The organism is Streptomyces sp. NPDC001502, from assembly GCF_042894785.1.
Lineage (GTDB): Bacteria > Actinomycetota > Actinomycetes > Streptomycetales > Streptomycetaceae > Streptomyces > Streptomyces kutzneri.
The window spans coordinates 101,873-123,211 of record NZ_JBIAVW010000001.1 but is presented as its reverse complement, the minus strand read 5'-3'; the positions used below and the strand labels follow the sequence as shown (position 1 = coordinate 123,211).

Annotated in this window: 17 protein-coding genes; 5 read left to right on the top strand and 12 right to left on the bottom strand. The window is 71.8% G+C overall.

The annotated features are described in order from the left end of the window. Positions 1–10: 10 nt before the first annotated feature. Positions 11–1,906 (bottom strand): C1 family peptidase, encoded by a 1,896-nt coding sequence (locus tag ACFY0D_RS00565; protein WP_390796264.1) that lies wholly within the window; start codon positions 1,904–1,906, stop codon positions 11–13. Positions 1,907–2,059: 153 nt separating this feature from the next. Further along, on the bottom strand, positions 2,060–3,169 hold the full coding sequence (locus ACFY0D_RS00560; protein WP_390796263.1) for an FAD-dependent monooxygenase: 1,110 nt from the start codon (positions 3,167–3,169) through the stop codon (positions 2,060–2,062). Positions 3,170–3,335: 166 nt separating this feature from the next. Here ACFY0D_RS00560 and ACFY0D_RS00555 point away from each other — a divergent pair, with 166 nt between their 5' ends. The 3 genes from ACFY0D_RS00555 to ACFY0D_RS00545 all read left to right on the top strand — a co-directional run bounded on the left by ACFY0D_RS00555 (position 3,336) and on the right by ACFY0D_RS00545 (position 6,086). Then, positions 3,336–4,367 (top strand): TetR/AcrR family transcriptional regulator C-terminal domain-containing protein, encoded by a 1,032-nt coding sequence (locus tag ACFY0D_RS00555; RefSeq protein WP_390796262.1) that lies wholly within the window; start codon positions 3,336–3,338, stop codon positions 4,365–4,367. Positions 4,368–4,378: 11 nt separating this feature from the next. After that, complete coding sequence (locus tag ACFY0D_RS00550) at positions 4,379–5,584, top strand: DUF1266 domain-containing protein (RefSeq protein WP_390796261.1); 1,206 nt, start codon at positions 4,379–4,381, stop codon at positions 5,582–5,584. A gap of 91 nt (positions 5,585–5,675) precedes the next feature. Continuing rightward, positions 5,676–6,086: a PPOX class F420-dependent oxidoreductase gene (locus tag ACFY0D_RS00545; protein WP_314243005.1), complete on the top strand. Its 411-nt coding sequence runs from the start codon at positions 5,676–5,678 to the stop codon at positions 6,084–6,086. A gap of 62 nt (positions 6,087–6,148) precedes the next feature. On the opposite strand, the gene ACFY0D_RS00540 is transcribed toward ACFY0D_RS00545, so the two are convergent. From ACFY0D_RS00540 to pdhA, 9 genes are all read right to left on the bottom strand, one after another. Continuing rightward, entirely contained in the window at positions 6,149–6,913 is a 765-nt protein-coding gene (locus ACFY0D_RS00540; RefSeq protein ID WP_390796260.1) for a hypothetical protein, read from the bottom strand. 93 nt (positions 6,914–7,006) lie between these two features. After that, positions 7,007–7,942, bottom strand: coding sequence for a GNAT family N-acetyltransferase (locus ACFY0D_RS00535; protein ID WP_390796259.1), 936 nt, complete (start codon positions 7,940–7,942; stop codon positions 7,007–7,009). Positions 7,943–7,998: 56 nt separating this feature from the next. Then, positions 7,999–8,628: a hypothetical protein gene (locus tag ACFY0D_RS00530; RefSeq protein WP_390796258.1), complete on the bottom strand. Its 630-nt coding sequence runs from the start codon at positions 8,626–8,628 to the stop codon at positions 7,999–8,001. A gap of 12 nt (positions 8,629–8,640) precedes the next feature. Next, positions 8,641–13,254, bottom strand: a complete 4,614-nt coding sequence (locus ACFY0D_RS00525; RefSeq protein ID WP_390796257.1) for a putative T7SS-secreted protein — start codon at positions 13,252–13,254, stop codon at positions 8,641–8,643. After that, positions 13,254–13,811, bottom strand: a complete 558-nt coding sequence (locus tag ACFY0D_RS00520) for a hypothetical protein (protein WP_390796256.1) — start codon at positions 13,809–13,811, stop codon at positions 13,254–13,256. The genes ACFY0D_RS00525 and ACFY0D_RS00520 overlap by 1 nt, the downstream gene beginning before the upstream one ends. Then, on the bottom strand, positions 13,811–14,224 hold the full coding sequence (locus ACFY0D_RS00515; RefSeq protein ID WP_390796255.1) for a hypothetical protein: 414 nt from the start codon (positions 14,222–14,224) through the stop codon (positions 13,811–13,813). The genes ACFY0D_RS00520 and ACFY0D_RS00515 overlap by 1 nt, the downstream gene beginning before the upstream one ends. 144 nt (positions 14,225–14,368) lie before the next feature. After that, positions 14,369–15,793, bottom strand: coding sequence for a dihydrolipoamide acetyltransferase family protein (locus ACFY0D_RS00510; protein WP_390796254.1), 1,425 nt, complete (start codon positions 15,791–15,793; stop codon positions 14,369–14,371). Positions 15,794–15,805: 12 nt separating this feature from the next. Beyond that, positions 15,806–16,786 carry an alpha-ketoacid dehydrogenase subunit beta gene (locus tag ACFY0D_RS00505; RefSeq protein WP_030010542.1) on the bottom strand — a complete coding sequence of 327 codons (981 nt, stop codon included), beginning with the start codon at positions 16,784–16,786 and terminating at the stop codon, positions 15,806–15,808. After that, positions 16,786–17,988 (bottom strand): pyruvate dehydrogenase (acetyl-transferring) E1 component subunit alpha, encoded by a 1,203-nt coding sequence (pdhA, locus tag ACFY0D_RS00500; protein ID WP_030010543.1) that lies wholly within the window; start codon positions 17,986–17,988, stop codon positions 16,786–16,788. Before pdhA ends, ACFY0D_RS00505 begins: the two co-directional genes overlap by 1 nt. Positions 17,989–18,315: 327 nt before the next feature. On the opposite strand from pdhA, the gene ACFY0D_RS00495 reads away from it, so the two are divergent. Both ACFY0D_RS00495 and ACFY0D_RS00490 read left to right on the top strand, forming a co-directional pair. After that, positions 18,316–18,978 carry a response regulator gene (locus ACFY0D_RS00495; RefSeq protein ID WP_382542608.1) on the top strand — a complete coding sequence of 221 codons (663 nt, stop codon included), beginning with the start codon at positions 18,316–18,318 and terminating at the stop codon, positions 18,976–18,978. Positions 18,979–19,129: 151 nt separating this feature from the next. Then, positions 19,130–19,546: a pyridoxamine 5'-phosphate oxidase family protein gene (locus tag ACFY0D_RS00490; RefSeq protein ID WP_390796253.1), complete on the top strand. Its 417-nt coding sequence runs from the start codon at positions 19,130–19,132 to the stop codon at positions 19,544–19,546. Between the two features lie 69 nt (positions 19,547–19,615). On the opposite strand, the gene ACFY0D_RS00485 is transcribed toward ACFY0D_RS00490, so the two are convergent. Next, positions 19,616–21,229, bottom strand: a complete 1,614-nt coding sequence (locus tag ACFY0D_RS00485; RefSeq protein ID WP_390796252.1) for a protein kinase — start codon at positions 21,227–21,229, stop codon at positions 19,616–19,618. Between the last annotated feature and the right edge of the window lie 110 nt (positions 21,230–21,339).

Below are 21,339 nucleotides of genomic sequence, written 5' to 3'. Positions count from 1 at the left end.
CCCGGTCCTCTCAGACGGGGCCGATCACCGGCCCCTCGTGCCAGCCCGCGCCGTCGCGCCAGTAGTGCTGAAGGCGGCGGTCGGTGCGCAGGACGATGACTTCCAGGTTGAACCCGAAACTGCCCTGGAGCATCCCGGTGACGGAGGCGGCGTCGTGCCCGAAGACCGCGCTGCGCCGCCAGGGGGAGCCGCCCGCGTTGCCGCGCCACCAGTGTTCGACCTGCCCGCCGGCGACGGCCACGCACAGCTCGTAGTTCCCGGCGGTGTCCTCGTCCGCGGCCCCGAACTGCCCCTCGATCAGGCAGGGCGCGGAGACGGCCGCCGTACCGCTGCCGAAGATCTCCCCGGCCCGCCAGGTGAAGCCGTTCGGATCGTCGCGCCACCACAGCTGCATGCGGCCGTCGGTGAGGGTGGCGACGAGGTCGAGGTGGCGGGCGCGGGTCTGGACGAGGGCGGGCCCGTAGTGGGCGATGCCGGAGGCGAAGCGGCCGCCGTCGTTCCAGGTCCAGGGGGCGCCGTTGATCCGCCACCAGTGGCCCAGGCGGCCGTCGGCGGTCCGGACGACCACCTCGAAGTTGCCCGGCTTGCCGTAGTCGCTCTGGATGAACGCCGGGGTCGAACCGACGGCCGCGTCGCCCGGCCCGAAGAGACCGCCGTCGCGCCAGGCCCCGCCGGACTGCTCGTAGTACCAGTGGCGCAGCCGGCCGCCGGTGGTCACGTGCAGGGACTCCATGTTGCGGTTGTAGGTGGTGCCGGTGAAGGCGGGCTGGCCGGAGGCGTCGGTGGCGAAGGTGCCCGCGCGGGCCCAGGCGAACGGGGAGTCGCCCTCGCGCCACCAGTGCTGGAGGCGGCCGCCGGGGCCGGTGGCGAGCAGCTCGAAGTTGCGGTGGGCCCGGCCGTTGCCGCTCTCGTAGACGTTGCCGGCGTGCAGGCGGCGCTTGGTCCACGGGTCGATGTTGGTGCCGCGCAGGCCGCACTTGGCCCAGTAGTCGATGTTGACCTCGCCGTAGGCGATCCGGCCGTAGCCGCCGACGTGGTAGCCCGTCCCCCAGGAGTTCTTGAACAGCCAGCAGCCGGCCGCGTCGTCGTAGCCGACGATCAACACGCAGTGGCCGCCCGCGAGATGGTCGCTCGTCCGGTGGTACACGCCGGAGCCGAGGCCGAAGAAGTCGTCGTAGACGTCGAAGCAGGCGGTCAGCGGGCCGACCGTGTCCAGCCAGACCTTCTGCTGCTCCACGTCGCCGAGCCGGACGTAGTCGGTGATCCGGACGGTCCGGCCGGACCGGTCCCAGCTGGGTGTGTACTCGGCGCGCCAGGCGTCGCGGCGGGCGGCCGGCAGACCGGCCGGCGGGGTGCTGTACGGCCAGCAGTCCGGGTCGGCGAGCCCGCCGTTCGCCTTGATCCAGTCGAGGGCGGTCTCCGGATTGCTGCCCTGGCCGCAGGTGAAGCGCAGGCCGTCGTGGACGTCTCCCTCGGAGCGCTCCGCCCATACGTCGTGCTCGATCCGGGCCATGGACTCCACCAGGCCGGCGGCGCCGAAGGCCCAGCAGGAACCGCACGGGTTCTGGTCCTTCACCCTGGTGATCCACGGCCATCCCCAGCGGCTGCGCCAGTCCACGGCGGCGGGCCGGGCCGGGGCCGCCGGCCCCTGGACCCCGGGCAGCAGCCCGTGGGCGGCGCGGCGCCGGGTCAGATGCGGATTGCCGCTCGCGTGGCCGATGATCCCCGGGAGATCGATCACCCCTGCGTCCTCGGCGGTGGTCAGATTCGCCCCGGGCTCCAGACCGAGCGACGGCCGCGGCACGGGCTCCTCGTCGGCGAGGTGCTCCAGGACCGACCAGCGCGCCCCCTGCGAGACGAGCTGCGCACGCAGCTCCCCCACCGACTGGACAGATTCCTCCGGCATGGCGGCCCCCCAGCTGCAACCGTTCGGATCCAAGACCCGGGAGCGTCTCCCCGGCGCCCGGGGGCGTCAAGGGGGTCCGCACGGTCGCGCGGGGGCACGAGGGGGCGTGCCGTGGCGCGGGGCCGCCGGAACCGGCCGGGTGCGAAGCGAGCGTCAGCCGTCCAGCGAGATCGCGTTCTTGGCACGGGCCACCGATTCCTCGGACGCGGGTCCGCCCGGATTCTCCGTCGCCAGCGCCTGGTTGAGGTCGACGAAGGGCCGCATCCGCTCCTCGTAGCGGGCGTACGCGGCGCGGTGGTCGCCGCAGGCCCGGGCGAGGGAGTCGGCCAGCACGTGGGCGCCCACCAGGGCCAGGCTGGTGCCCTGCCCCGAGAGGGGGGAAGGGCAGTAGCCGGCGTCCCCGAGCAGGGTGACCCGGCCCCGCGACCACTGGTCCATGCGGATCTGGGCCATGGCGTCGCAGTAGAAGTCGGGCGCCTTGCGGGCGGCCTCGGCCAGTCGGGCCCCTTCCCACCGCACGGACTCCAGCCTGTCGACGACGGTCCGCCGCAGCGCCTCGGCGGTGCGCAGCTCCGGGGCGAGGGGGGCGGACTCGAAGCCGAAGGCGATGCGCAGTTCGGTGTTGTCGCGGACGGGCATGATGCCGAAGCCCATGTCCCCGTCCCGCAGCCACATCTGCCAGTCCTCCAGGCCGAGGAAGTTGTCCGTGCCGAACACCGAGAGGTAGCTGCCCAGGTGGTGGGCGTAGCCCTCCTCGGGGCCGAAGGCCAGACGCCGCACGGCGGAGTGCAGGCCGTCCGCCCCGACGACGAGGTCGAAGGTGCGCGGCGCCGCCTGCGCGAACTCCACCCGCACCGCGCTCCCGTCCTCCTCCAGCCCGGTGACGGTGTCGCCGAAGAGGTACTCGACGTCCGTGCGAGTGTGCTCGTGGACCATCCGCACGAGGTCCTCGCGCAGCACCTCGATGTCCTCGCCGTCGAGCCGGCCGCTGCTGAAGGTCGCCTCGGTGGAGCGTCCGACCTCGCTGCCGTCGGGGCCGAGGATCGACATGCCGCGCATCCGGGTGCGTACGCCGCTCGCCCGCTCCAGCAGCCCCATGCGGTCCACCACGTCGAGCGCGACGCCGCGAATGTCCACGGCCTGCCCGCCTCCGCGCACGCCCGGGGCGCGTTCGACGACGGTGGGCTCGAAGCCGTGGCGGTGCAGGAGGTGGGCGAGGACGGGTCCCGCGATGCCGCCGCCGGAGATGAGTACGGTCCGCATGAGAAGCTCCTTCGGTGATTCGTACGCTGTACGCGCTCTGAATGTACGACGTACACACAGGCCTCTCAACTGGCACAACTACACGCCTGTACTAGCTCAGAGCGGCTCCGGAGGAGATCTCCGCTGCTACCCTCTGCACTAGTACAGGACAGAAAGGCGGGAAAGCGTGACGCAGACCACAGGCGCGGCAGGCGCAGCCGGTGATCCGCCCTACCTGCGCATCGCCGCCGCGATCCGGCGGAGCATCGCGGACGGGGAACTCGCCCCCGGGGACCGCGTCCCCTCCACCCGGCAGATCGCCGCGCACTGGGGCGTCGCGCTCGCCACCGCCACCAAGGCGCTGACCACCCTGCGCCTGGAGGGCCTGGTCGAGGCCCGCCCCCGGATCGGCACGGTCGTCGCCGGGAGCGCCCCCGCCGCCCCCACCGCACCGGCAGCCCGCAGACGCCCCTCGCCCGCACCGGACACCGAGCCGGAGCTGACCGTCGAGCGGATCGTCCGCGCCGCCGTCGAGATCGCCGACGCCGAAGGACTCGCGGCGCTCTCCATGCGCGGTGTCGCGGCCCGGCTCGGCGTCGCGGCGATGTCGACCTACCGGTACGTGCCGAGCAAGGAGGACCTGGTCCTGCTCATGGCCGACGCCGCGTTCGGCGAGGCCCACCCCGCCGACGCCTACGCCGACGCCGACGCCGACGCCGACACCCCCGAGGACTGGCGGGCGCGCGTCGAGGTGGGCGCCCGGACCCTGTGGCGGCTGTACCGCACACACCCGTGGCTGGCCCGGATCGGCTCTCTCACCCGCCCGTTGCTGGTGCCCAACCTGCTGGTCCACGGCGAGTGGATGCTGGGCGCCCTCGACGGCCACGGACTCGACCCGACCACCCTCTTCGACATCCACGTCCTGCTCTACAGCCATGTGCACGGCCTGGCGGTCCACCTGGAACTGGAGGCCGACGCCGAAGCCGCCACGGGCCAGTCGGACGACCAGTGGATGGACAGCCGCGCCCCCGTCCTCCGGGAACTGGTGGACTCCGGCCGCTTCCCGACCTTCGCCAAAGTGGTCGGATCCTTCGAGGACGGCTACGACCTGCGGCTCGACGCGCTCTTCGACCTCGGGCTGGGTGCCCTCCTGGACGGCCTGACCCCCGTCGTCGAAGGCCGAGGACGCTCCCTCGGACCCCGGCGGGGGCCCGTATAGGCTCGGGCCGTATGGGGACGTGGAGCGCGCCGAGCGCCATCGAGAGAGAGCTGTACGAGGCCAAGACCGCCGGCGACTGGGCCGCGTTCTTCGACGTACTGGCCCGTACGCCGCTGTACGTGGCGCAGTCCCGAGCGCGGTCGGACGCGCATCCCGACTCGGTGTTCTTCCACGCCACCCCGGACCGGATGCTCGTCGTCCACACCGCCGGCATGCTGCCCGCCCCCACCCCCGAGACGGTCTACGAGTCGCGGAGCCTGCGCTGGTTCGCCAAGGTCTGGAACGCCGACGACCCCGCCTTCCTCGCCGTGAACCCGGGCTCCCCCTCCGAGGCGTACCTCACCACCGCCCCCGCCGACCTGGCCCGCTGGCGCGCCCACGCGGAGGCCGCCCCCCACTACGGCCTGCCCGAGGGCAAGGTCCACGCCCTGTTCACCGGCGGCCCGCTGCACGGGTCCGTCGCCCACGGCCTCGCCGTCGGCGGCCATCTCGCCGTGACGAACGGCGAGTTCTGGAACTCCCTCGCCTACCACGGCAGCGGCTACCAGTACGAGCGCCGCCGCGTCGCGAAGAGCTGGAGCATCACCGACCGGCCCGACTGGCTCTCCACCCTGGAGACGCTGCTGGACCGCGGGATGGTCAGCCCCGTCTGGGAGTACGCGCTCCGCGTCCGCCGCGCCCTCGCCTCCGACTTCGCCGGGCCGGTGGACATCGAGCACTGGCGGCACGCCGCCGAGGCGAGCCTGCGCCGCAACGCCGAACGCGCCGCCGAGCCGCAGCTCACCCCCGACGGGGTCACCGTCGCCCAGCCGCGGCCGGCCGCCGAGGTCGAGGGGGAGATAGCCGGCGTCAAACGCCTCATCGGCCGGATCACCCGCTACGAGCAGCGCTTCCGGGCCGACGGACTGCTCCCCGAGGACGGCTGGGTCCGCTCCGTGGAGGGCTGGGACATCGGCCGGGCCTCGCAGATGGCCCGCTGGGGCGTCGGCTGCCGCTACGGGACCGTCGCCGAGGCCGAGCAGGCCGTACTGCGCGCGGGGGAGGCCGCGCGCGACACGTACCGCTCGTGGGCCGAGTTCTCCGCCGGGTACGTCCTCGGCCGGTGCCTGCACTTCGACGAGGAGGAGTTCGGCACCTGGTACACGACCGCCCTCGCCGCGCACCTCGCGCTGACGACCGACCCGGCCAGCCCCTGGCTCAACATCCCCTGGAACTAGGTGAGTCCGGACCGTGTCCGACCTCGGGTAGTCGGCGGCCGCGGCCGGAAACCGGCGGCGGGCCACCGGGTCCCCGACTAGCCTCGCCGCCATGACTGTTGAGCTGAACGAGACCGTGCGGGGGCTGCTCGACGCGCCGCACCCCGCCGTCCTGTCGACCATCAACCCCGACGGAAGCCCGCAGAGTTCGGTGATCTGGGTGACCCGCGACGGCGGCGACCTGCTGGTCTCCACCGAGCAGGGCCGCCGCAAGGAGCGCAACATCGTCCGGGACGGGCGGGTCGGCATCACCGTCTTCGACCTGGCCAACCCCTTCCTCTACGCCGAGATCCGCGGCACGGCCACCGTCACCGAGGACATCGGCCGGGCGGTGGCCGTCCGTATCGCCGAGGAGTACATGGGCCCGGGCGCCGGCAAGGAGTACGCGCAGGCCCCGGCCGAGGACGTCCGGGTGGTCGTCCGCATCACCCCGACCAAGGTCCTCGGCAACGCGGCCCGGTAGGACCGCCGGCAGGCGGCCCGGCAGGCGGCCCGGCAGGCGGCCCGGCAGGCGGCCCGGCAGCCCTAAGGAAGGCCGGGCCGGACCGCCGCCCAGGCGTCGGCCGCCTGCGCCGAAGGGTCGGCGTCCGCGAGGTGGGGCCGCACGAGCTCCAGCCACGGGATCAGGCTCTTGATCCGGCGCAGGTGCCGGATCCGGTGGTACGGGAGGTCCCTCCAGACCAGGCCCTGCGCCGCGGCCTGCTCCGGGGTCAGGTCCATCAGAGACAGCAGCTCCCGGCACAGGGCGGCCGGGTCACCGCCCTCGTCAGGGCCGAACTGCTGGATCAGGTAGACCTGTACGGAGGCCAGTTCGGGCGCCCGGAGCAGATCGGGCCCGCCCTCGGCCCGCGCGCAGCGGTGGGTGGCGGCCAGCGCGATCCGGCCCCAGCGCAGCCGGACCCCGTCCGGCAGCCGCTCGTCCCGCATCCGCACCCCGGCCAGGACGCGCAGGGTCCGCGGGTGCGGTTCGTCCCGCAGCGGCGGGCCGGTGGCCAGCCAGGCCTCCAGCTCCTCCAGCGAGTGCCCGTCGGGCGGCACCGAGGTGAGCACCTGTCCCCGGGTGAGCAGCGCGACCATGGCGCCCGCGAGGTGGACCCTCGCGACGTGCCCGGCGTCGAAGGAGCCGACGGCCCGCCCGTGGCGCTCGATGCGGCGCAGACCGATCCTGGATTCCCCCACGGCGTAGACCTGTCCGGCCCGTGCCACCCCGCCGACGCACCGGACCACGCACACCCCGCCCGTGACGTCGGCCTCCTCGACGGAGTACACCTGCAGTTCGGCGATGGACACCCGCGCCCCCTTCCCCGGGCGGAGGTTACCTCCCGGGGCGGCCGGTCGCGCTCACACGGAGCCCCGGAGGTCCGGGGACGGGGCCGGCCCGGTTCACTGGCTCGGGGCCTCCAGCACCAGGCGGATCTCGGTGACCTCGTAGCCGGCGCGGTCGAAGGCGGCGGCCATCGGCACGTTGACGGTGTCCGTGGTCGCGGTGATGCGCCTGGCGCCCTCGGAGGCGTGGAAGCGGGTGATCTCGCCCAGGATCTCGTCGATCAGCCCCTGGCCGCGCTGCTCCGGTACGACGCCCAGGTAGCCGACGTTGCGGTGGTACGGGGTCGCCGACGGGATGGCCAGGCCCGCGAGGCGGCCGTCCGGGAGGTGGGCCAGGCGCCACCAGGAGCGCTCGCCGGGGCAGTCGAGGTAGAAGTCGAAGTCCTCGCGGGCCAGCTGCCCGGCGTCCATCAGCTCAAGTTCGTGCCGGGTGGCCAGGTCCAGGCTGTCGTGGGAGAGCCGGACGAAGGCGTCCAGCATCTCCTCGTCGGTGCCCTCGCGGAAGACGAGCCGGCCGGTGGGCTCCGCGGTGCCGGCGTCCGGGGTCCACTCGTAGCGCAGGCGCTCGATCTCGCGCGTCAGCCCGGCCGCGGTCGCGGCCTCCTGGCGCCAGGCGACGGCCGCGGCCAGCTCCGGCCGCTCCCGCCAGTCGCGGGGCAGCGAGAGGTTGTAGCCCGGCCGCTTGCCGAAGGCGGCGTGCCCGGCCTCCAGCAGCCCGGCGGCGACCTCGGCCGGATCGGCCACGTCCCCCCGCACCTGGAGGCAGTCGAGCGCGACGGGCCGCTCGCTGTCGGCGCGCCCCCACCACAGGGCGCGGGCGAGGATCCGCCCGTCCTCGTCCTCGGCGAGCCAGATCCACTCGGGCCGGATCTGGTTCTCCGCGAGCTCCTCACGGATCCGCTCGGCGGTCAGGGCGGGCACGGGGCCGTCGGTGGGGTGGGCGACGGCACGATCGAGGTCCGCGGGGTCCGCGACGGCAGCACGAAAGATCATTGAACGATGATCACACGGGCCCACCGCGCCGACCAGGGGTTTCGCCCGCGGCCCGGTCACTCCCCCCGTTCGACGATCCCTTCCAGCGCGTGCGCGTACTCCCGCAGGCGCCGCTTGAAGGGCTCCGCCGTGCCCGACGAGGGCATCAGGAGCCCGGGAAGGAACGCGACCCGCCACATCAGGAACACCTGATGGAGCGAGCGCCCACGGCCGGCCCCGCCCCACGTGCTCGCCGCGCCGGCCACCTCCGCGATCTCCCGGGCCCGGGACTCCACGTCGTCGCCGCCGCGCAGGGCCGCCACCCCCACCAGCGCCTGGAGGAGGTGCGCCAGCTGGAGGTCGGCCCCCATCCGGGCCATGCGGCGCACCGTTTCCGGCGTGCCGAGGTCCGGTGTGTACTCCTCGATGCATCCCGACCACATCAGCAGGGTGACCGGCGGGACGTCGTGCTCCCGCAGATAGCCGAGCCCCTCCATGATGTCCATCGACTCGGCGTGGAAGTCGCCCAGCCGCCGTACCACGTCCAGCACCCGGTCCAGCTCGCCCCGGTGACGCGCGACGAACGCGCCCACCGACACCGATTCCAGCGCCGCGCCGCACTCGACGAGCGCGCCGAGCGGACCGAAGACCTCGCGGACGAGCGTCGTCTCCGATGCCACCGGTACCGCAGCCCCTTGGTCCGCCATCTCGCCGCTCCTTCAGAATGTTCCCATTACATTTTCCACGAACGCCTTTGCCTGTGGGAGCGCCCGCAGGTGCTTGTTGAGCAGTTCGATTCCCTCCGGTGTGTTCACGAAGTACTCCGGCAGGTTGCCGCCGGGGCCGGAGTGCAGCCGGTACACGGACTGCGCGAAATCGGCGGGCACTTCCACCCGGACCACGGTTCCGCCGGGACCGGCGTACTGCTGCGCCGCCCGCTGGAAGTCGTCCGTGAGATAGACGCCCGCGTCGGGCGTGTACTCGCGTTTGACGTTGACGTCGGGATCGAGCGAGAAGTGGGTTCCCTTCCACTCCTGCGTGCCGTGGTACAGGACCTTGTACGGGGTCAGACCGAGCGGGTCGAGTTCCCGGTACGGGTTGACCACGTACGCGACCGGGTTGGGCGCCGCCTTCAGCCCCAGCGGGTCCGGGCTGGCGTAGCGGGCCGTCTCCGGGTCGTAGTGCCGATGGACGTTGTAGTGGAGGCCCGACTCCGGGTCGTGGTACTGGCCCGGGAAGCGCAGCGGAGTCGCGGCGGTGCTGGCCGCGGGCCACGCCGTGGCGCCCCACACGGTGCTGCGGCTCTGCCAGGCCAGGGCGCCCGACTCGTCGACGAGCTCCGTCGGCGTGCCCACCATGTCGGTCACCATGGAGAAGAACCGCTCGTCGACCGCTTCCTGCGGCGCGTCGGCCGCCAGGATGCGCTCGGTCTGCGTGAGGGGCCGCAGACCGTTGTGCTCCCAGGTCAGGACCATCAGGTGCGGGGAGCCCGCGGTGCGCGAGATCTGCTCGCACAGCGTGGTGCCGTCCCAGACGAAGTCCACCTGCTCGACCACCGTCTCGCCGTCGGTCCCGAGCCGCTGCTTGGCGCTGCGCCGGCCCAGGGCGTCGTACCGGTAGCGCCAGACCGTCCCGTCCGGCGTGGTGACTTCGGTGAGCCGGTCCTCGGTGTCCCAGGCGTAGTGCCATGTGTCGGGCTTCCGGGAAGGACGGGCCTTCTGCCGCAGGACCATGCGGCCCAGCGCGTCGTACTCATAGCGCATCGCCCCCGCGCGCGTGACGCGCGTGCCGTCGTAGACGCGCTTCCCGCGGGCCGCGGCTCCGGGATGGGCCTCGGGCCAGGAGGCCGTGCTCTGGTTGCCCGTCTCGTCGTAGGCGTAGCGCTCGCTCCAGCCAGCCGCGTCGACACCGGTGATCCGGCCGACGGTGTCCAGCGCGAAGGTCCGGCTGCCGGTGTGCGAGTCCTCGATCCCGGTCAGCAGGCCGTCCGCCCGGTAGGAGAAGGCACGCCTGCGCGCAGTGCCCCCGTCCGGGCCCACCAGGTGCTGTCCGGTGAGCCGACCCGCCTCGTCATAGACCTGGGAGAGGGTCAGGCCGCCGACACGCCGGGTCAACTCGCGCCCCACCGCGTCCCGTTCGAAGGTGAGCGTGCGCCCCGAGGCGGTGAGTGCGCTGCGCCGGCCCGTCTCGTCGTACGTCCACAGGGACCGCGCCCCCGTGGGGGTGGTGCGGTGGGTCCGGCGGCCGAGTACGTCGTACCCGAAGCCGATGGTGCGGCCGTCGACGGTCTCGGAGCGGACCAGCCCGGAGCGGTCACGAAGCCAGCTGATGGTGGAATCCTGGCAGGTCGCCGCCACCAGGTGGTCGGACACGTCGTACTCGAAGGTCGTGACCGCGCCGGCCGCGTCCTTGCGGACCACCTGCCCGAGCACATTGCGCTCGAAGACGACGGTCGTGCCCAGTGCGTCGGTGCGGGAGATCAGCCGGCCCGCCGCGTCGTAGCGGTAGCTGATGGACCGGGAGTCGAAGTCGTTCTCCTCGACCAGCCGGCCCGCGCCGTCGTAGGTGTAGTTCCAGCTCCTGCCGCGGGGATCGGTGACCTCGGTGAGGCGCAGTTCCGCGTCGTAGGCGAAGGCGTAGCGGATCCCGTCCGGCCGGGTCCGGGCGGTCAGCAGGTCGAAGTCGCCGTACTCGCTGACGGTCACCCCGCCCGCGGCGTCCCGGTGGGTCAGGCAGTTCCCCTCCCCGTCGTACGTCCACGACTCCTCGCTGCCGTCCGGGTTCGCCCGGTGCAGGATCAGGCCCTCCACGCTCCACGTGAAGCGGGTCGTGTGGCCCAGCGCGTCGGTGACCGAGGCCGGACGGCCGAAGGCGTCCCGTTGCCACGAGGTGGTCGCGCCCAGCGGCTCCGTGGCCGACACGACCCGGCCGGCCGCGTCGAAGCGGATGCGCGAGGTGCGGCCGAGCGGATCGGTCACCGAGGACAGCCGGCCACGGCTGTCGTGCGTGAAGCGCGTGGTCGCACCCGAGGGGCCCGTCACCGAGGTGCGGTTGCCGCGTTCGTCGTACGTCTGGCGGATGACCGTGCCGTCCGGATTCACCACCTTCACCGGCAGCCCGAGCTCGTCGTACTCGGCACTCCAGGCGCGGCCGTCCTGGCGGACGACCGAGAGGAGCCTTCCGCCGTCGTCGTAGGTGCGGTGCGTGGACAGGCCCAGCGGGTCGGTCTCGGTCAGCAGGCGCCCGTACCGGTCGTACGTGAGACTCGTCAGCGCGCCCAGCTCGTCGGTGCGGGCGACGATCCGGTACTGGTCGTCGACCAGGTAGCGGCGTGTGTGTCCGGCGGCCGTGGTCACGGTGGTGATGCGGTTGCCGCTGCCGGGGTCCACGTCGTCGTAGGTGAGGGTGAGCGCCAGATGGCCACCGGAGCCACCCTCGGCGATGCAGCGGTCCCGATCGTCGTAGGCGTACGCGTACCGGCGGTCGTTGGTGTCCGTCCACGAGGTGACCCGGTCGCGCTCGTCGTAGGCGAAACGCAAGGGCAGGCCGGAGGAGTTGACGACCTCCGTCAGGTTGCCGCCGGTGTATCCGTACGCCAGGACGCGCGGGCCGCCGACCAGATGGAGGGCGGTGATCCGCCCGTCGGCGGTCTCGAAGCGCAGCCCGTGGCCGGCGCTGTGGGAGATGCCGAGCGGGGTGCCTGCCGCGTCGTACTCGAAGGTGATGACATTGCCGTTGCGGTCCTCCAGCTGCGCGAGCGGGGCCGTCGCGGACCCGGAGTCGTCGGGCGGACCGGTGAAGCGGCGGACGATGCCGGTGTCCGGGTCGGTGAGGGTGTAGTCGCCGTCCGGGGCCCGCTCCAGGGGTATTCGGGCGCCGGAGACCGGAACGACGGGGACGCCGGGAGCAGGGTGCGGGAAGGGCAGGAGGAGCCCGTCCTCCGTCACCAGGATCACGCCCTCGGCGTCGATCTCCAGCCGCTGGTCGATCGTGCTCGACCACGAGGGGCCGAACCAGCGCCCCGACCGGTATCCCGAGTCCACCCTGCGGGTGAAGACCAGCGGAAGGGCGCCGGGCAGCTCCACATCCGTCTGCGGGAGGTACATCCGGCCGGTCGCCAGGTCGATGGGGTCGGTGCCCTCGCTCGTCTTGTGCACGTCCGGTTTGTCGCTCGCACCCGGACCGTCCTTGTTCAGGGAGACGCGGGGCTTGCTCGCGGGGATGTCGTCCGCCAGCCTGGCGACGCTCGCGCCCTTCTTGAGGGCGCCGAGGCCCTTCGTGCCGACAAGTTCCGGGAGGAGCTTTCCGACGCCTTCGCTGGGGTCCTTCATGAACTCGTCGAGCATCTGCTTGCCCGCGCCCATGGGGTCGTTGACCGCCACCGTCAGGCCCGCGACCGTCGAATTGAGGCTGGTCAGGTACTCGGCGGGATGGGTCAGGTTGTACGGGTCCATCGGATTGACCGAGCGGACGAAGTTGACCAGGCCCGCCGTGCCCTTGACCACGCCGCCCGCGAGGTGGGTCTGCGCGAGCTCCAGGTAGTCCATCCCGTCTTTCAGCTGCTCCGCGTACGAGGGCTTGGGCGGGGCGGCGTCGCGGGCCGCGCGGACCGCCGTACGGGCCGTCTCGGCCACCTCGTTGCGCTGGGTGCGCGCGGTGTCGAGCTTGTCCTGGGCGGCCTTGATCAGCGGCTTGCCGGGGTCGGTGAAGTCATCGGCCGGCCGCGGCGGCAGCGTGTCCTTCTCCGCCTCGACCGCGGCCTTGTAGTCGGTGATCGACTTGTTGTAGGCGGTGCGCGCGTCCTGCGAGATCTTCCTGGCCTTGTTGTAGTCCTCCAGGGCCTCCTTGGCCTTGCTCTGCGCCCATTCGACGGTCTCCGCGAAGCGGCCCATCGCGTCGGCGGCCTTGCCGAAGGCCTCCGCCGCCTCGAACCAGCGGGGCGGCTCTTTGGCGATCGCCTCCCGGAACGCGTCCGCCGACGCGCCCTTCAGACCGTCACCTTCCAGACCCTTCAGACCGTTGCCGACCAGGGTGAAGGAGGACTTGAAGTCGTTCAGGTGCGAAACCTGCGCACGGATCTTCGACACACTTCCGTAGACCAGCCTGTTCGGGTCCTCGGTCTGCCCGAGCTCCAGCTCCGAGACATCAGCGCCCAGCTGGTTGGCGGCGGAGCGGCTCTTGTCGCGGACCCAGTCGCCCGCCTCGTCGAGACCGACCTCCTCCGCGACATCGGCGACCTTGTCGCCGGTCCACTCGATCGCGTCGCCTACGTCCTTGGCCCGGTCCTCGACCCAGTCCTCCGCCGAGTCCGGTACGAAGTCCTTCCAGCCCATCAGTTACCGCCCCCGTCGGCCTGGTCCAGCAGATCCTTGATCGAGCCGATCTTCCCGCTGGAGGTCAGCTTGTCGCCCGTGTCCGACCAGGTCTGCTTCATGTCCTGGCGGCCCTTCTCGAAGGACTCCGCGCTGTAGTCCGGCTTGTAGACGTCCGCCCGCCAGATGTCGTCCCAGCTCTTCTGCTCGATCTCGTCCTCACTCGCGTGCGGATTGCCGTACGCGGCATTGGCGACGACCTTGAACGCGCCCTGCATGTACTGCTCTTCCTCCCACACCGTGCCCGCCGCGATACCGAGGTTCCCGGCCAGGGCACTGGCGTTCTGCACGAGGCTGCGCACACCCCACTCCCAGCGCTCGCAGAAGTCCTCGAAGTCGGTGGCCAGCCCCATGTGCCCGGCCTCCATCCCCGTCAACGACAGGTCGCTGAACCCGGCCCCCTGGGAGGCACCGGCCGCATCCCCGGACTCACGCAGTTCGGCGATGGCCTTGCGCAGACCGTCCTGGATGTTCTTGACCGCGGCCGCCGAGACCTCAAGGTCTCCGTCACCCGCCATCAGACGGCATCCACACGGCCGGCACCGGCATCCACCGCGCACGCCTCCGGGACGATCCCCACGACCGGCGGGAACAGCATCGATGCGTCCTCGTCCGCCACATCGACGGCCACACCCGTCGGACCGTCGACCGTCGGAATCACCGCATCGACGAGACGGGCACCCAGGATCGACAGGTACTCCCACTCACGGGCACCGGCGCCGGCGCCGCGCGCCTGCGCGAAACGGGCCAGCGCCCCCTCGTCCGTGAACGCGAAGATCCAGCGGACACCGCCCTGCCACCCCGACATCAGACCACCGTCATCACCCTCCGACAGCGGCACGAGCAGCGGCGTACGGCGGAATTCACCCAGCAAACGACCCGAATGCCCCGACCCGCCCCGCGTGGCGGCCATCTCCTCGGTCAGTCCCATCTGTTACCCGTCCCCGTGGTTGGTGAGCAGCCAACAATTCGCATACGTTACTAAGAGATGCTCGGGGGTCCGGTCGGTTCCACACAGACCGATGGCCGGCCTCCGCGGGGAGACCGGCCATCGGGTGGGGCGTCGTACGTGCCGCTACGACCAGGTGATCAGGCGGCGGGGGTGTTCCAGGACCGCCGCGATGTCGGCCAGGAAACGGGAGCCGAGCTCGCCGTCGATGAGACGGTGGTCGAAGGACAGCGCCAGTGTGGTGACCTGGCGCGGCTTCACCTTGCCCTTGTGGACCCACGGCTGGAGCTTGATCGCGCCGACCGCGAGGATCGCGGACTCGCCGGGGTTCAGGATCGGCGTACCGGTGTCGACGCCGAAGACGCCGACGTTGGTGATGGTGATGGTGCCGTTCTGCATGTCCGCCGGGGAGGTCTTGCCGTCACGGGCCGTGGCGACCAGCGAGGACAGGGACTCCGACAGCTCGCCGAGGGTCTTGGCGTGCGCGTCCTTGATGTTCGGGACGATCAGCCCGCGCGGAGTGGCCGCCGCGATGCCCAGGTTGACGTAGTGCTTGAGCACGATCTCCTGGGCCGCCTCGTCCCAGGACGCGTTGACGTCCGGGTTGCGGCGGATGGCCACCAGCACCGCCTTGGCGATGAGCAGCAGCGGGTTGATCCGCAGCCCCGCGAGGTCCGGGTCGGCCTTGAGCTCCTGGACCAGCTTCATCGTGCGCGTCACGTCGAAGGTGATGAACTCGGTGACGTGCGGCGCGGTGAAGGCCGAGCCGACCATGGCCTGCGCGGTGACCTTGCGGACGCCCTTGACCGGGATACGGGTCTCGCGCGCCGAGGCGTCGGCCGCGGCCACCGCGACGGGCGCGGCCACAGCGGCCGGGGCGGCGGCCGGAGCCGCCGCGGGCGCGGCGGCCTGCGGGGTGATCGCCGCGGCGGCCGCGGCGTGCACGTCCTCCCGGGTCACGACCCCGCCGTCGCCGGTGGGGACCACCGAGGCCAGGTCGATGCCGAGGTCCTTGGCGAGCTTGCGCACCGGCGGCTTGGCCAGCGGCCGCTCGCCGCTCGGCTGCGCCGGGACGGCGGGCAGCGGCGCCGGTGCGGCCGGAGCCGCGGTGGCGGCCACCGGGGCCGCCGTGCCGTTCTGCGCGGCCACGGCGGGCGCCGGGGCGGCCTTGCGCGGGCGGCGCTTGGTGGAGGACTCGGAGACTCCGTAGCCGACCAGGACGGGCTGGCGGGCGGCCGGGGCCGGCTCGGCAGCGGCCTCGGCGGCGGCCGGAGCGGCCACCTCCTGGACGGGGGCGGCAGCCTCGGCCTCGCCGGTCTGCACCGAGATGATGACCTGGCCGACGTCGACCGTGGTGCCCTCCTCGAAGAGGAGCGCGTGCACGACACCGTCGAACGGGATCGGCAGTTCCACGGCGGCCTTGGCCGTCTCGACCTCGCAGACGACCTGACCGTCGGTGACCGTGTCACCGGGCTGGACGTACCACTTGAGGATCTCGGCCTCGGTGAGGCCCTCGCCCACATCGGGCATCTTGAATTCGCGGATGGTCATGACGCGGGTCTCCTAGTACGCCAGCGAGCGGTCGACGGCGTCGAGCACCCTGTCCAGGCCGGGCAGGTACTCGTCCTCCAGGCGGGCCGGCGGGTACGGGGCGTGGAAACCGCCCACGCGCAGGACCGGCGCCTCCAGGTGGTAGAAGCACCGCTCCGTGATGCGGGCGGCGACCTCCGCGCCCACGCCGAGGAACACCGGCGCCTCGTGGACGACCACGAGCCGGCGGGTCTTCTCGACCGAGGCCTGGATCCCGTCGAAGTCGACCGGGGACATCGAGCGCAGGTCGAGGACCTCCACCGACTTGCCCTCCTCGGCGGCCGCGGCCGCGGCCTCCAGGCAGACCTTCACCATCGGGCCGTAGGCGGCCAGGGTGACGTCCGAGCCCTCGCGGCTCACGCGCGCCTTGTGCAGCTCACCGGGGATGGCGTCGAAGTCGACCTCACCCTTGTCCCAGTAGCGGCGCTTCGGCTCGAAGAAGATCACCGGGTCGTCGCTGAGGATCGCCTGCTGGAGCATCCAGTAGGCGTCGCTCGCGTTCGAGGGGGAGACCACCTTGAGGCCCGGCACGTGCGCGAAGAGCGCCTCGGGGGACTCGCTGTGGTGCTCGACCGCGCCGATGCCGCCCGCGTACGGGATGCGCACGACGACGGGCATCTTGACCTTGCCCAGGGCGCGGGCGTGCATCTTCGCGAGCTGCGTGACGATCTGGTCGTACGCGGGGAAGACGAAACCGTCGAACTGGATCTCCACGACCGGCCGGTACCCGCGCAGGGCCAGGCCGATGGCGGTGCCGACGATGCCGGACTCGGCGAGCGGGGTGTCGATGACCCGCTCCTCGCCGAAGTCCTTCTGCAGTCCGTCGGTGATCCGGAAGACGCCGCCGAGCTTGCCGACGTCCTCACCCATGATCAGGACCTTGGGGTCCTGCTCCAGCGCCTTGCGCAGCGACTCGTTGAGCGCCTTGGCGATCGACATCTTTTCGACAGCCATCAGTGACCCTCCTCGAAGGACGCGAGGTAGGCGGCGAACTGGGCGCGCTCCTCGTCGACGAGCGCGTGCCCGTCCGCGTAGACGTTCTCGAAGATCGCCATGGTGTCCGGGTCGGGCATGGCGCGCACGGCCTCGCGCACGCGCTTGCCCATGGCCTCGCTCTCGGCCTCCAGCTCCGTGAAGAACGCCTCGTCGGCGCCCCCGGTGGCCAGCAGGTGGGCCTTCAGGCGCAGGATCGGGTCCTTGGCCTCCCAGGCGGCCGTCTCCTCGTCCCGCCGGTACTTCGTCGGGTCGTCGGAGGTGGTGTGCGCGCCCATGCGGTACGTGAACGCCTCGACCAGGGTCGGGCCCTCGCCCCGGCGGGCCCGGTCCAGGGCCCAGCGGGTCACGGCCAGGCAGGCCAGCACGTCGTTGCCGTCGACGCGGACGCCCGGGAAGCCGAAGCCCTGCGCGCGCTGGTAGAGCGGCACGCGCATCTGGCGCTCGGTCGGCTCGGAGATCGCCCACTGGTTGTTCTGGCAGAAGAACACCACGGGGGAGTTGTAGACGGCGGAGAAGGTGAACGCCTCCGCGACGTCACCCTGGCTGGACGCGCCGTCACCGAAGTAGGCGATGACCGCGGAGTCCGCGCCGTCCTTGGCCACACCCATCGCGTAACCGGTCGCGTGGAGCGTCTGCGAGCCGATGACGATCGTGTAGAGGTGGAAGTTGTTGGTGTTCGGGTCCCAGCCGCCGTGGTTCACGCCGCGGAACATGCCGAGCAGGTTGGTCGGGTCGACCCCGCGGCACCAGGCCACGCCGTGCTCGCGGTAGGTCGGGAAGACGTAGTCCTCGTCGTTCAGCGCCCGGCCGGAGCCGATCTGGGCGGCCTCCTGCCCGAGGAGCGAGGCCCACAGGCCCAGCTCGCCCTGACGCTGCAGGGCGGTCGCCTCACCGTCGAAGCGACGGGTCATGACCATGTCGCGGTACAGCCCGCGCAGGTCCTCGGTGGTGATGTCGGCGACGAAGGGGGCGAATTCCGCGTTGTCCGCGTTCTCTACCCGGTCCCCTTCGGGCGTCAGCAGCTGTACGAGCTGAGGTACGGCGTCCTGCGTCTGCGCGGTGGCAGCGGCGGGCTTGGCGGCGGCGTTCGCCGCGCCTGCCGCCCGCTTGGTGCCGCTGCTGCGTCGCGGCTTGCGCGCGGCAGTGCTCTCCACGGTCACGTGTGCTCCTCCGTCGGTCCGGCACCCGGGTTCTCCGGGGTCCAGTGCGGCTCACCTGTATCCGTAACGAGCGCACGGGGTGGGTGCGCTTCGCGTACGGGGATTCAGGCGTGACAGGTGCCCCGGCGAGTGCCCTGCGCAATGCACGTTACCCAGTGCGCCGCATAACTGCGAAACCCCGTTTGACCTGCGTTTTTGCTTGGATTTCCTAGTAAAAACGCAGCAACGGGAACAACCACTGGTCACAGCCTTGCAGGGGCCGGGAACAACGGCACGTTATCCCGGGTAACTCCGGCAGGGAAGGGGTGAGTGTGTGAAACTGACTTCGTGCGCGAAGACGGAAAAATCAAGGTATTCCTCCTGGACGACCACGAAGTGGTACGCCGGGGCGTCCACGAGCTCCTGTCGGTCGAAGACGACATCGAGATCGTCGGCGAGGCCGGTACCGCGGCCGATGCCTTGGTCCGCATCCCCGCCACCCGTCCCGACGTGGCCGTCCTCGACGTCCGGCTCCCGGACGGCAGCGGTGTGGAGGTCTGCCGCGAGGTGCGCTCCCAAGACGAGGACGTCAAATGCCTGATGCTGACCTCCTTCGCCGACGACGAGGCGCTCTTCGACGCGATCATGGCCGGCGCCTCCGGTTACGTGCTCAAGGCGATCCGCGGCAATGAGCTGCTGAGCGCCGTACGCGATGTCGCCGCCGGCAAGTCGCTGCTGGACCCGGTCGCCACCGCCCGCGTGCTGGAGCGGCTGCGCGACGGCGGCAGGAGCGGCAGGGGCGACGACCGGCTGGCCCACCTCACCGAGCAGGAGCGGAAGATCCTCGACCTGATCGGCGAGGGCCTGACCAACCGCGTCATCGGCGAGCGGCTGCACCTGGCCGAGAAGACGATCAAGAACTACGTCTCCAGTCTGCTCTCCAAGCTGGGCATGGAGCGCCGCTCGCAGGCCGCCGCCTACGTGGCCCGCCTGCAGGCCGAGCGGCGCTGACCCCCGCCCCCACACGCTCGTCACGCACGGTGACGCCCGGGTGGCGGTACGGGTTCCACGGGGCCCGGTGTTCCCTTCGGGACCAACGTCCCCGGTCCTCGGGGCGGGCTGCTCTTCCCCGGCGGGGTGTCGGTGACCGAGAGTGGACGCCATGTCCCCCGAGGAACTCCACGCCGTCGAACTGCTGCGCCGGGTGCCGTACGGCCGCGTGGCCACCAGCATGCGCGCGCTGCCCTTCCTCGCGCTCGCCCGCCATATCGTGGCGGACGGCAGGGTGATCTTGAGAATGCATTCCGGTTTCGGCTACCACCAGGCCTGCAACGGCAGTGTGGTGGCCTACGGGGCCGACAATTCCCATGCGCCGGACCCCGAGCTCTGGTCGGTCCAGTTCACTGGAACGGCGCAGGTCACCGAACCCACCAACGCGGAACTGGAGCTCTTCGGCCCGGTTCCGCATTTCATCGACGGCCAGGTCTTCGACCCCGTCTACATGCGAATAGAACCCCAGTTCGTCACCGTGCACTCACTGGCCCGGAATCCGGACCGGGAGTACCAGTACGCGCTCTGACCCGCACTCACGCGGATACGGGACGGGCCCGGCGGAATTGATTCCGCCGGGCCCGTCCGCGTATCCGTCTCACTCCTCCGAGTTGGTGCCGCCACCGCCGGGGCCACCGGCGCCGCCGGTCGGCTCCGCGGGCTTGGTCGGCGCCGTCGTCGGCGGCTTCGTCGGCGGGGTCGTCGCGGGCTTCGTCGTCGCCGAGCTGCTCGGCGAGGCCGAACCCGTCGGCGTGTGCGTCGCGGTGGCCGTCGGCGTCGGGCTGAAGCTCTGCGTCCGGCTGCGGGTCGCCTGGGGCGAACTGTCGCTGGTGGGCGGGGTGTTGTCCTGGGTCTGCGGCGGCGGAGTGAGGTTCGGGGAAGCCGACTTGCTCGGCTGGTCGCCCGGGGTGGTCTGGGTGGTCTCGGGCTTCTTCTTGTCGCCCTGGCCCACGCTGTTGACGGCGTAGGCCACACCGCCCATCACCGCGACGATCGCGAGGACCGCGAACAGCCACCCCTTCCAGCGGCTGCCGCTGCCACCGCGGTCGTCATAGCCGTCGTATCCGTCGTAACCGCCGTTGCCGGCCGGGCCGTGGCCACCGGGGAAGGCCGAGCCGTCGTCCGGGTTCAGCGACGGCACCATCGGCTGCTGGAACTGCGAGGTCGAGGCGTGCGCCCCGTACTGCTGCTGGCCACCGTTCCCGGGCAGGGGCATGGCCGTGGTGGCAGAGGCGCCGCCCCGCCCGTGCGGCAGGGACATGGTGACCGGGCCGGTGCTCCAGGTGCCGGTGTTCGGCCCCTGGTCGTGCAGCATCTGGAGCGCGTACTGCACCAGCCCGCGCATCTCCTCGGCGCTCTGGAACCGGTCGTCCGGATCCTTGGCGAGGGAGCGCATGACCAGGCCGTCGAGCTCCTGCGGGAGGTGACGCCCCTCCGGCAGCTGCGAGGGCGGCACCGGCGCGTCCTGGACGTGCTGGTAGACCACCGACAGCGGGGTCTCGCCGGTGAACGGGGGACGCAGCGCGAGCAGTTCGTAGAGCAGACAGCCGGTCGCGTACAGGTCGGAGCGGTGGTCGACGGCCTTGCCGAGGGCCTGCTCGGGCGACAGGTACTGCGGGGTGCCCATGACCATGCCGGTCTGGGTCATCGTCGACTGGGCGCCGTGCAGGGCGCGGGCGATGCCGAAGTCCATCACCTTGACCGCGCCGGTCTCGGTGATGATGACGTTCGCGGGCTTGATGTCGCGGTGCACGATGCCGTGCTGGTGCGAGTACGCGAGGGCTTCGAGCACGCCCGAGGTGATGATGAGCGCCTGCTCGGGGCCCGGGGCCTCGGCGCTGAGCAGGAGGTCGCGGATGGTGCGGCCCTCGACGAGCTCCATCACGATGTACGGGACGGTGTTCGGGCCGACCCGGTCCTCGCCCGAGTCGTACACGGCGACGACGGCGTGGTGGTTGAGTCCGGCGACGGACTGCGCCTCGCGCGTGAAGCGCGCCTTGGACACCGGGTCCTCGGCGAGGTCCGCGCGCAGCAGCTTCACGGCGACGGTGCGGCCCAGCCGGACGTCCTCGGCCGCGAACACCTCGGCCATGCCGCCGCGGCCCAGCCGGTGCGTCATCCGGTAACGGCCGTCTCCCACCAGGCCGCCGGCGCCCCAGTGCTCAGGACCATCGGTCATCCCGGCGCCGTTTCCATCGGGTTCGGGTGCCATCAGTCCTCGCCGTCGTATCTCTCGGCCGCCGCTCAGCGGTCGTCCTCTTCGTCGGTGCTCCGGTGAACGCTACAGCCTCGGAACCGGTCACCGTTCGGACAAGGCCGCCT

Bases quoted from the DNA above. Each gene is read 5' to 3' on its own strand.
- ACFY0D_RS00530 (WP_390796258.1), bottom strand. From the start codon at position 8,628: ATGGCGGACCAAGGGGCTGCGGTACCGGTGGCATCGGAGACGACGCTC.
- ACFY0D_RS00490 (WP_390796253.1), top strand. From the start codon at position 19,130: ATGTCCCCCGAGGAACTCCACGCCGTCGAACTGCTGCGCCGGGTGCCG.
- ACFY0D_RS00560 (WP_390796263.1), bottom strand. From the start codon at position 3,169: ATGCGGACCGTACTCATCTCCGGCGGCGGCATCGCGGGACCCGTCCTC.
- ACFY0D_RS00510 (WP_390796254.1), bottom strand. From the start codon at position 15,793: ATGACCATCCGCGAATTCAAGATGCCCGATGTGGGCGAGGGCCTCACC.
- ACFY0D_RS00545 (WP_314243005.1), top strand. From the start codon at position 5,676: ATGACTGTTGAGCTGAACGAGACCGTGCGGGGGCTGCTCGACGCGCCG.
- ACFY0D_RS00520 (WP_390796256.1), bottom strand. From the start codon at position 13,811: ATGGCGGGTGACGGAGACCTTGAGGTCTCGGCGGCCGCGGTCAAGAAC.
- ACFY0D_RS00485 (WP_390796252.1), bottom strand. From the start codon at position 21,229: ATGGCACCCGAACCCGATGGAAACGGCGCCGGGATGACCGATGGTCCT.
- ACFY0D_RS00550 (WP_390796261.1), top strand. From the start codon at position 4,379: ATGGGGACGTGGAGCGCGCCGAGCGCCATCGAGAGAGAGCTGTACGAG.
- ACFY0D_RS00535 (WP_390796259.1), bottom strand. From the start codon at position 7,942: ATGATCTTTCGTGCTGCCGTCGCGGACCCCGCGGACCTCGATCGTGCC.
- ACFY0D_RS00525 (WP_390796257.1), bottom strand. From the start codon at position 13,254: ATGGGCTGGAAGGACTTCGTACCGGACTCGGCGGAGGACTGGGTCGAG.
- ACFY0D_RS00565 (WP_390796264.1), bottom strand. From the start codon at position 1,906: ATGCCGGAGGAATCTGTCCAGTCGGTGGGGGAGCTGCGTGCGCAGCTC.
- ACFY0D_RS00515 (WP_390796255.1), bottom strand. From the start codon at position 14,224: ATGGGACTGACCGAGGAGATGGCCGCCACGCGGGGCGGGTCGGGGCAT.
- ACFY0D_RS00505 (WP_030010542.1), bottom strand. From the start codon at position 16,786: ATGGCTGTCGAAAAGATGTCGATCGCCAAGGCGCTCAACGAGTCGCTG.